The organism is Pseudoxanthomonas sp. CCNWLY206-1 (genome assembly GCF_039710385.1).
Lineage (GTDB): Bacteria > Pseudomonadota > Gammaproteobacteria > Xanthomonadales > Xanthomonadaceae > Pseudoxanthomonas_A.
The window spans coordinates 77,007-86,172 of sequence record NZ_JBDKXI010000003.1 but is presented as its reverse complement, the minus strand read 5'-3'; the positions used below and the strand labels follow the sequence as shown (position 1 = coordinate 86,172).

The window sequence follows — 9,166 nt, the reverse complement described above, 5'->3', positions numbered from 1 at the left end:
TGTTTATATTTGGGCGTGTTCGCTGGGACTTCTGGGGGCTTTATGCTTCCCCTAAAATGTTTATCCGGTCCTGACGTCGCTCCTACAACGGAGATTCAAGAGTTACGCAAACAAGCTCACACCCGGAACCAACCACAGCGAGATGCCCGCCAGCACCGAGCCAATGCCGGTCGCAGCCAACACATCACTCGGGTAGTGCAAACCCAGCACGACGCGCGATACCGCCACACACGCGGCGAAGGGAATCAGCAGGGCCGCCAACACCGGATAGTGCGCCAACCCGACAATGGTGAAGGCGACGGCATGCAGGGTATGGCCGGATGGAAAACTGAATTCGTCCAGCGGCGCAATCCAGGCGCGGATGCGCACGTCCGAGGCGAATGGACGCGGACGCTTGGTCCAGCGCTTCAGCAGTTTGTACAGCGTCAACGCGATGACGCCGGTCGCAGCGAGGTGCGCGGAAGCGGCCAGGCCGTCCATGCCATCGACGACGATCAAGGCGCCCATCAGCACGTACCAGAAAACACCGTCGCCCAAGCGGCTGACGATGGCGAAGAATCGGCGCAGGCCGCTCCATTCGCCCCAACGATTGGCGCGCAGGCACCAACCTCTGTCTTGGCCTGATATGTTCTGACCCAGCATGTTTCGGCCTAACAAGGCGTTACGCGGCGGCAGCGGTTGCATGGCCTCTCCTTTGGACGAGTCCCATCAGTAGGTCGTCGAAATCGGCTGCCACTTGTTCCGGGCGTAGCGACTGCATCGCGTCGCTGGCGGCCAGGCCCATGGAGCGGCGCAAGGCGGGCGCACCGGCAAGATTGACGGCGGCGTGGATGAAATCTTCGTCGTTCTCGACAGCGGCACCATGCACGGCATCCTGCAGGTGTTCCTTGGCCGCGCCGTAGTTGAACGCCACTGTCGGTACACCGCTGGCCATCGCTTCCAGCGTGACATTGCCGAAGGTTTCGCTATGACTGGGAAACAGGAACAGATCGCCGCTGGCGAAATGGCGGGCCAATGCTTCGCCGCGCTGCACGCCGCAGAACACGAAGTCCGGATTCTCGCGCGCCAGTCTTTCCCGCATCGGTCCATCGCCCACCCACACGAAACGTGCCGTGGGGTGACGCGCCTGTATCTCGCGGAAGCTGCGCACTGCCAGTTCCAGGTTTTTCTCCGCGGCAATGCGGCCTACATAGATGGCGACAAGTCCGTCGTCGCTCATGCCCCACGCGGCACGCAACGTGCTGTCGCGCTTGCGCGGGCTGAACTGACTCGTGTCCACCGCGCGGGCCAGGCGCACCACGCGGTGGAAACCGCTTTGCTCCAGGAATTCCGCCAGTTCTCGCGTCGGCACCAACGTGGCATCGGCACCATTGTGGAACCGACGCATCCAGCGCAATGCGGTCTGTTGCAGAAAGGCTGCGCCATAGTCGCGCATGTATTCGTCGAAGCGGGTATGGAAACCTGTTGCCACGGGAATGCCCAGCTTCCGTGCTGCGCGTAGTGCGGACCAACCCAGCGGGCCTTCGGTGGCCACGTAGACAGCGTCCGGCGGTGATTGGCTCCAATGCCGCAGCAACTTGCGAGTGGCGGGCAGGCCGAACTTCAATCCCGGATAGCGCGGCAAGCTGGCGCCGCGTACCAGCAGCGCCTCGGCTTCGGCCGTATCGTTGTCTTGGCGGGGACGGACCACCGAGACCTCATGCCCGCGGGAACGCAGGCCAGTCTCCAGTCCCTGCACAGTCAGCGCTACGCCGTTGACCTCAGGCGGATACGTTTCGGTAACGATGGTAAACCGCATACGCAACTCCACGTTTTGCGTATGCTGCGACCGCGCCATGAAGCTGTTGTTGCATTTGGATGACGCCTGGATGACATGCGCTAGGGCGTTTTGTTTCAGGTGCCGGAACTGTTGGCTTGTATGGGAGGCGAGGAGCAAATCCCCATCAAACGCTTTACAACCGCCGAATGGCGGGTCATCCCCCCTTGAAAAGGGGGAGACAGAGCAAATGCTTTTCCGGCTCCCGGCTCCCGGCTCCCGGCTACTGATATCGGCGTAATCAGCCGGCGTGAAAATGCCCTAGGGCACGCGATGCCCGCGCGCAGCGGCGAACAAGGCGTACCACTGCTCGCGGCTCAATTCGATTGAATCCCCGGCGCAACTGGCGATAAGTCGCTCGGGATGAGTGGTGCCCACGATAGGTTGTATGCCGGCAGGGTGCCGCAACAGCCACGCCAGCAGGATCGCTTCCATTTCAACGCCATGCGCCTGCGCCAGTCCAAGAGCCAGCTCGGCGGTGGCGCGCAGGGTTTCGTCCATGGATTCCAGCGGCGCCGCCAAACGCCCCGATGCCAATGGCGACCAGGCCTGCACCAGGATGTCGTGCTGCCGGCAGTAATCCAGCGTGCCGGTAGCCAGGTACGGCGCGCCGGCCTGGTTGGCCATGATGCCTTCGTCGATCAGGTAGTGATGCAGCAGGCTTAGCTCCACCTGGTTGATGGTCAGCGGCTGGTGGACATGGCGCTGCAGCAGCGCGATCTGCGTGCCGGTGTGATTGCTTACGCCGAAGTGGCGCACCTTGCCGGCGCGGTGCAAGGCATCGAAGGCTTGCGCCACTTCTTCTGGCTGCCCCAGCGGATCCGGCCGGTGCAACAACAGAATATCCAGATAGTCGGTGCCCAGGCGCTGCAAGCTGGCTTCCACCGATGCGACGATATGCGCATGGCTGAAGTCGTAGCGCTGCGGCGCGCCGGACTCCGGGTTGCCGGCCAGGCGGATGCCGCATTTGGATTGCAGCACCATCTGCCCACGCAAACTTGGACGCTGCCGAAGGACTTCGCCGAATAGCCGTTCGGCCTTGCCACGCGCATAGATATCGGCGTGGTCGAACAGAGTGATGCCCTGCGCCAGCGCGGTGTCGACCATGGCGTGGGTGCGCGAGCGTTCCTCAGTGGTCAGTGGTGTGTCGTCCCAGGCGCGGCTGAGGTGCATGCACCCGTACCCGATGCGTGAAACTTCCAGATCGCTATGGGGAATACGGTACGTCTTCATCACGCGACGAAAGGTTTGAACGCCAAGCCCAGTCCCTGCATATCCTCGGCTTCACCGATCAAGTCGGAGCGCAGCAACGGGCGAGACTCCAGCCAGCGTTTGCCGACGATCAACTCCAGTTGTTCGCCGTCGGCGGTCAATTCCAGCTTCTGGATGAACTCGTTGTCGTGAGCACGGTGCAGCAGCACCGCAAGCCTCAACAGCGCCGCTTTGCGCTTGGCGCTGACCAGCAAGCGATCGGGAATGGATTCGAACGCGTTCTTCGAGATATTGCGGCGATGGGTGCGGACCAGTACTGCCAGGACCTGCTGCTCCTGCCGCGAGAAGCCCGCGATATCGGAGTGCTCCAACACATAGGCGCCGTGCGCGTGGTACTGGCTATGGGCGATGGCCAGGCCGATTTCGTGCAGACGCGCCGCCCAGCCCAGCATGCGTGCATCGTCGTCGTCCAGGGCCCACGGTTTCGCCACTTGTTCGAACAGACGCAGCGCGGTGGCTTCGACCCGGGCGGACTGGATTTCGTCGATGCCGTAGCGCTGAATCAGCGCCGCCACCGACAGATCGCGCGGATCGTTTTCGCTGCCGCGGCCCAGCATGTCGTACAGGATGCCTTCGCGCATGGCGGCCTTGCTGACCATCAGCCGTTGCAGCCCCAATGTTTCGAACGCGGCTTCCAGCACCAGTACGCCGCCGGCGATGATGGGGCGGCGATCATTGGAAAGTCCGGGCAGGTCGATATCTTCGATGCGCTGCGCTGCCAGCAGGCGGTCGCGCACCAACGGCAGGGCCTCGGCGGTGACCGATCCCTTGGTCAGTTTCATCGCTGCGCATATATCGCCGATGGCCTTGTTGGTGCCGGAGGAGCCGATAGCTTCCTGCCAGCCCAGATTGCGGTACAGGCCGGCGAACTGCTGGAATTCGGCACCGATCTCGGTCAGTGCGTCTTTCCAGCGCTTCTTCGATAGTTTGCCGCCGGGGAAAAACCTGCGAGTGCTGGCAATGCAGCCGGCCTGAAGGCTTTCGCGTTCCAGCGTTTCCATGCCGCGGCCGATGATGAATTCCGTGGAGCCGCCGCCGATGTCGATCACCAGGCGCAGTTGCCCGGCCTTGGGTGGCTGCGCGTGCGCCACGCCGAGGTAGATCAGGCGCGCTTCCTCGCGCCCGGATACGACTTCGATGGGCTTGCCCAATGCGGCTTCCGCCGGCACCAGGAAGCTCTGCGGTGTCGCCAGCTGGCGCACGGTGTTGGTGGCCAGGGCACGTACGCGCGTGGCGGGAATATCGCGGATGCGTTGGCCGAAACGGGCCAGGCAGTCCAATGCGCGTTGACGGGCTTCATCGGAAATGCCGCCTTTCCCATCCAGGCCATCGGCCATGCGCACGGTTTCCCGCAGCCGGTCAACCACCCGCAATTGCCCCAAGGTGTATCGCGCGACCACCATATGGAAACTGTTGGAGCCCAGGTCTATCGCGGCGATCTGGTCGCCGTCCTGCAGCGGCGGCGAAGCGGAGGAGGATAGGGGCGGCATGTGAGAAGTTTAGCGGTTGTCGGCCGCGGGCGCTGCTACTCGGTCAATGATTCTGAGATTGTCTTTTGCAGGATGGTTTTGTAGGGACATCGTCCATGTAGAGCGGCGTCCCGCCGCGAGCTCTCCCGTCAGGCAGGTCGGTTTGTAGGAGCCGCATCCCCGCCGAGAGTTCTTCCGTCAGATCGCGGCGGAAGCGAAGAGCTCGCACCGGGACGGCGCTCCTACAACAGCACGACGGCCGCCTCAAACCTTCGACAACAGCACCGCCTGCGCAGAATGGGGCGCCTCGCCTTCGGCTGGTACCAGCTTTCGGTACTCGCCGTCCGAAGTGAGTTCCCAGGCGTTCTGATTGTCGGCCAGGTAGTTCTGCAACCCGTCTTCGAATACTTGCCGTGCCAACTCGCGGTTGAGGATAGGGAAGCAGGTCTCGACCCGATGTAGCAGGTTGCGTTCCAGCCAGTCGGCACTCGCGCAGTACAGTTCCGGCGTACCGTCGTTGCCGAACCAATAGATGCGGCTGTGTTCCAGGAAGCGACCGACGATCGAACGCACGCGGATGTTTTCGGAAACGCCGGGTACGCCCGGGCGCAAGGTGCATGCACCGCGCACGATCAGATCGATTTGCACGCCGGCCTGCGAGGCCGCATATAGCGCGCGCATCACGCGGGGTTCGTTCAGTGCATTGACCTTGGCGATGATGCGCGCCGGCTTGCCGGCTTGCGCCAGGCTTGCCTCGCGTTCGATCTTCTTGATCAGCCCGGGGTGTAGCGTGAACGGTGATTGCAGCAGGCGCTTGAGCTTGGTGGCCGGCGCAAGTCCTGACAACTGCTGGAACAACTGATGCACGTCGTTGCCGATGTCAGGATCAGCGGTGATCAGCCCCAGGTCGGTGTAAACGCGCGCGGTGCCGCTGTGATAGTTGCCCGTTCCCAGATGCACGTAGCGGCGCAGCTTCTTGCCTTCGCGTCGCACGATCAGCAGCATCTTGGCGTGCGTCTTGTAACCCACCACGCCGTACACCACCTGCACACCGGCTTCCTGCAGGCGATCGGCGACGCCCAGGTTGGCGTCTTCGTCAAAGCGCGCCCGTAGCTCGACTACCACGGTGACGTCCTTGCCATTGCGAGCGGCCAGTACCAGCGCCTCGACGATGGCCGAGTCCTTGCCGGTGCGGTAGAGCGTTTGCTTGATCGCCAATACTTGCGGATCGATAGCGGCTTGCTTGATCAGTTCCAGCACCGGCGTAAACGCATCGAACGGGTGGTGGAGCAATATGTCGCCTTCGGCGGCTTTCTCGAAAATGGTATCCATGTCGCGCAAGGTACGCGGAGTGAAGACCGGATATTTCAGTTCTGGTCGCTGCACCAGGTCGTAGACCTGGATGACGCGATTGAGGTTGACCGGTCCATCAATGGGGTACACCGCATTTTCTGGCAGCTCGAAGTTCTGCAGCAGCGTACGCACGATGGGTTTGGGGCAATCGTGCGCGATCTCCAGCCGGACGGCGGGCCGGTAACCGCGGCCGACCAGCTCGTCACGCAGGGCCAGCGCCAGGTTCTCCACTTCCTCTTCGTCCACCACCAGCTCCGAATTGCGGGTGACGCGGAACTGGTAGGAACCTTTGACTTCCATGCCGGGAAACAGATCGTCGACGAATGCCGACAGCACCGACGACAACAGCACGAAATCGTGTTCGCCGCCGGATACACGCTGCGGCAAATGGATGATGCGCGACAGTGAGCGCGGCGCACGCACGATCGCCAGGTGACCGGCGCGTCCGAAGGCATCCTTGCCTTTCAGCACCACCACGATGTTGAGCGACTTGTTGAGGATCTTCGGAAACGGATGCGCCGGATCCAGACCCAACGGCGACAGCACCGGCATTATTTCGTTGCGGAAATACGCGCGCAGCCAGCGGGTTTGACGCGGGCTCCAGCGGCCACGGCCGAACACGCGCACGCCGGCTTCGTTCAATGCCGGCCTCAGTACGTCGTTCCAGCATTTGTACTGCGCATCCACCAATTCGGCGGCGCGGTCGTGAATCTTGTTCAGGACGACCACCGGGCTCATGCCGTCGGCACCCGGCGGCAGACCGAAATCCTGCGCGTGGCGCACGGTGGCCGCGCGTATCTCGAAGAACTCGTCCAGATTGGTGCAGGAGATGCACAGGAAGCGCAGTCGCTCCAGCACCGGTACCTGCGGATCCAGCGCCTGCGCCAGCACCCGGAAATTGAAATCCAACTGCGACAGTTCGCGATTGAGGTACAGCGAAGGATCGCGTAGTGCGTCGTCGTCGCTCAGGTTGTCCAGCGGCGTGTCGATAGCGGCATTCATGCGTGCTGACTGTCCGGCAGGGAAAAATGGGGTGTGTCGTTGCGGGGATGCACGCGTTGCGGGCCGAAGTGCACCGAGAATGTGCTGCCGAGGCCGACTTCGCTTTCGATATCCAGCCGCGCCTGGTGCAGATTCAGGACATGCTTGACGATGGACAGGCCCAGACCGGTGCCGCCGCTTTCGCGTGAGCGGCTGGTGGAAACACGGTAGAAGCGTTCGGTGATGCGCGGCAGGTGCGAGGCGGGGATGCCATAGCCGGTGTCGCGCACGCTGAGTGCCGCGCCTTCGCCTTCGCGTACGAAGCGCACCGTGATGGTGCCGCCCACCGGGGTATAGCGCACCGCATTGCTGACCAGATTGGAAAACGCGCTGTGCAGTTCCTTGTTGGAACCCCATAGGTCCACGCCGGCTTCGTCCTGCACGACGATGGTGTGGCGCTTGTGGCTGAGCGCCTCGGCTTCGCGCCGCAGGGTCGCCAGCATGGGTGCCATCGCGACGCTTTCGTCCGGCAGGCTGTCTTGCGCTTCCAGGCGCGACAGCGTCAGCAGGTCTTCCACCAATTGGGTCATCCGCTGAGATTGTTTCTGCATCTCGGCGAGCATCGGCGCCCACTCGGGGAATTCCTCCGGCTCCAGCATGTCGAGGTAGCCGTGTACTACGGTCAGCGGGGTGCGCAGCTCGTGCGAGACATTGGCGACGAAGTCGCGACGCATCTGTTCAAGGCGGAGCATCTTGCTGACATCACGTGCGACCAGCAGCCAGTACTGATCCGAATAGGGAATCAACCGCAGGTTGAGGCGCACGTTGGGATCGACAGGCGATCCGGCATCCAGCATCGGTTCGGCATTGCGGCCGGCGGCCAGCCAGTGCGACATCGGCAGCGGCTGCATGCGGTCGCCGACGGGCGCTCCGATGTCGTTGGGATACTGCAATCCCAGCAACGAGGTGGCTGCCTTGTTGAACCATTGCACGCGTTGGCTATTGCGATCCACCACCACCACGGCATCGGGCAGGGCGGCCGCTGCAGCGCGGTAGGCGCGCAGGATGTCCAGCAGCCGGCGCTTGCGCGCACGCATTTCCACCTGGCTACGGTGCAGCAGACGATCCAGTTCGTTCCAGACGCCACTGCCCTGAACGGGCGCCAGTCGCTCACGTGCGGTCAGGCGCAGCAACAATTTGCGCAAGCGCCAGTAGTGCCAAGCCACCACGCCCAGCGCCGCGAGCGTTACCACCGGCCAGACCTGCCCAAGCAAGAAGCCAACGACCACCGCCAAGGCGAGCACCGCGGCGAGTTCGCCGAGCGTCTTCAACCAGGCAGATCGGATGTAATGGGGCATGGATTGGATTGTGGCAGATGTGTATGACAGAGGATGTGGGTAAGCGTTGCAGCTTTATCCGCTCACTGCTCACCGCGACCTCCTACACCGATGCCGAGAACCGGTAGCCCGAGCCGCGCACGGTCTGCACCATGTTTTCCAGGCTATGGGGTTCCAGGGTCTTGCGCAGGCGGCGGATGTGCACGTCGACGGTGCGTTCTTCGACGTAGACGCTGCCGCCCCAAACGTGATCCAGCAGCTGGGTGCGGCTGTAGACGCGCTCCGGGTGGGTCATGAAGAAGTGCAGCAGGCGGTATTCGGTGGGGCCGATCGGCACTGGCGTGTCGCCGGCAAACACGCGGTGGGCGGCGCCGTCGATGCGCAATGGTCCTACCGCGACGCTGCCATCTTCGTCATCTTCGCGCGAGCGGCGCATCACCGCGCGGATGCGGGCCAGTAGCTCGCGCGCCGAGAAAGGCTTGACCACGTAATCATCCACGCCGGCTTCCAGGCCACCGACACGATCATTTTCTTCGCCACGTGCGGTCAGCATGATGATGGGGATGTCGCGTGTCATGGCGTCCTTGCGCCAACGCCGTGCCAACTCCAGCCCACTGGTGCCGGGCAACATCCAATCCAGAAGGATCAGGTCGGGTACCCGGTCGGCGATGGCATTTTGTGCCTCGCGCGCATCGCCGGCGTGGACCGGTTCGTATTCGCCCTTGCGCAGGGCAAAGGCGACCATTTCGCGAATGGCGGGTTCATCGTCAACGATCAGGATGTGCTTCTGCACGAGGATACCGTTGGCTCAGTGGATTCACGCCAGTAGACGACAATTTTATGACGAATACATGACACGCCGCCGGGCTGTCATGAACTGGCAGGCTTGCGAGCGGGATTTCCCTCACAGTTCAGACGATGGTTACGGTCTCACGACT

7 protein-coding genes are annotated in these 9,166 nt (G+C 62.8%); all 7 read right to left on the bottom strand.

Going from position 1 to position 9,166, the window contains the following annotated elements:
• Positions 1-102: 102 nt before the first annotated feature.
• Positions 103-627 carry a phosphatase PAP2 family protein gene (locus AADW18_RS07935; protein ID WP_337343294.1) on the bottom strand — a complete coding sequence of 175 codons (525 nt, stop codon included), beginning with the start codon at positions 625-627 and terminating at the stop codon, positions 103-105.
• Between the two features lie 34 nt (positions 628-661).
• Positions 662-1,798: a glycosyltransferase family 1 protein gene (locus AADW18_RS07930; RefSeq protein ID WP_337342832.1), complete on the bottom strand. Its 1,137-nt coding sequence runs from the start codon at positions 1,796-1,798 to the stop codon at positions 662-664.
• A gap of 279 nt (positions 1,799-2,077) precedes the next feature.
• Positions 2,078-3,049: an aldo/keto reductase gene (locus AADW18_RS07925; RefSeq protein WP_337342831.1), complete on the bottom strand. Its 972-nt coding sequence runs from the start codon at positions 3,047-3,049 to the stop codon at positions 2,078-2,080.
• Complete coding sequence (gene ppx / locus AADW18_RS07920) at positions 3,049-4,578, bottom strand: exopolyphosphatase (RefSeq protein WP_337342830.1); 1,530 nt, start codon at positions 4,576-4,578, stop codon at positions 3,049-3,051. Before ppx ends, AADW18_RS07925 begins: the two co-directional genes overlap by 1 nt.
• 243 nt (positions 4,579-4,821) lie before the next feature.
• Positions 4,822-6,912: a polyphosphate kinase 1 gene (ppk1, locus tag AADW18_RS07915; protein WP_337342829.1), complete on the bottom strand. Its 2,091-nt coding sequence runs from the start codon at positions 6,910-6,912 to the stop codon at positions 4,822-4,824.
• Positions 6,909-8,249 carry a phosphate regulon sensor histidine kinase PhoR gene (phoR, locus tag AADW18_RS07910; protein ID WP_337342828.1) on the bottom strand — a complete coding sequence of 447 codons (1,341 nt, stop codon included), beginning with the start codon at positions 8,247-8,249 and terminating at the stop codon, positions 6,909-6,911. The genes ppk1 and phoR overlap by 4 nt, the downstream gene beginning before the upstream one ends.
• An 82-nt stretch (positions 8,250-8,331) precedes the next feature.
• Positions 8,332-9,021 carry a phosphate regulon transcriptional regulator PhoB gene (gene phoB, locus AADW18_RS07905; protein WP_337342827.1) on the bottom strand — a complete coding sequence of 230 codons (690 nt, stop codon included), beginning with the start codon at positions 9,019-9,021 and terminating at the stop codon, positions 8,332-8,334.
• Positions 9,022-9,166 lie beyond the last annotated feature (145 nt).

What these genes read in the sequence shown, in the direction of transcription:
- AADW18_RS07930 (WP_337342832.1), bottom strand. Translation starts at nt 1,798, where the DNA reads ATGCGGTTTACCATCGTTACCGAAACGTATCCGCCTGAGGTCAACGGC.
- AADW18_RS07925 (WP_337342831.1), bottom strand. Translation starts at nt 3,049, where the DNA reads ATGAAGACGTACCGTATTCCCCATAGCGATCTGGAAGTTTCACGCATC.
- ppx (WP_337342830.1), bottom strand. Translation starts at nt 4,578, where the DNA reads ATGCCGCCCCTATCCTCCTCCGCTTCGCCGCCGCTGCAGGACGGCGAC.
- ppk1 (WP_337342829.1), bottom strand. Translation starts at nt 6,912, where the DNA reads ATGAATGCCGCTATCGACACGCCGCTGGACAACCTGAGCGACGACGAC.
- phoR (WP_337342828.1), bottom strand. Translation starts at nt 8,249, where the DNA reads ATGCCCCATTACATCCGATCTGCCTGGTTGAAGACGCTCGGCGAACTC.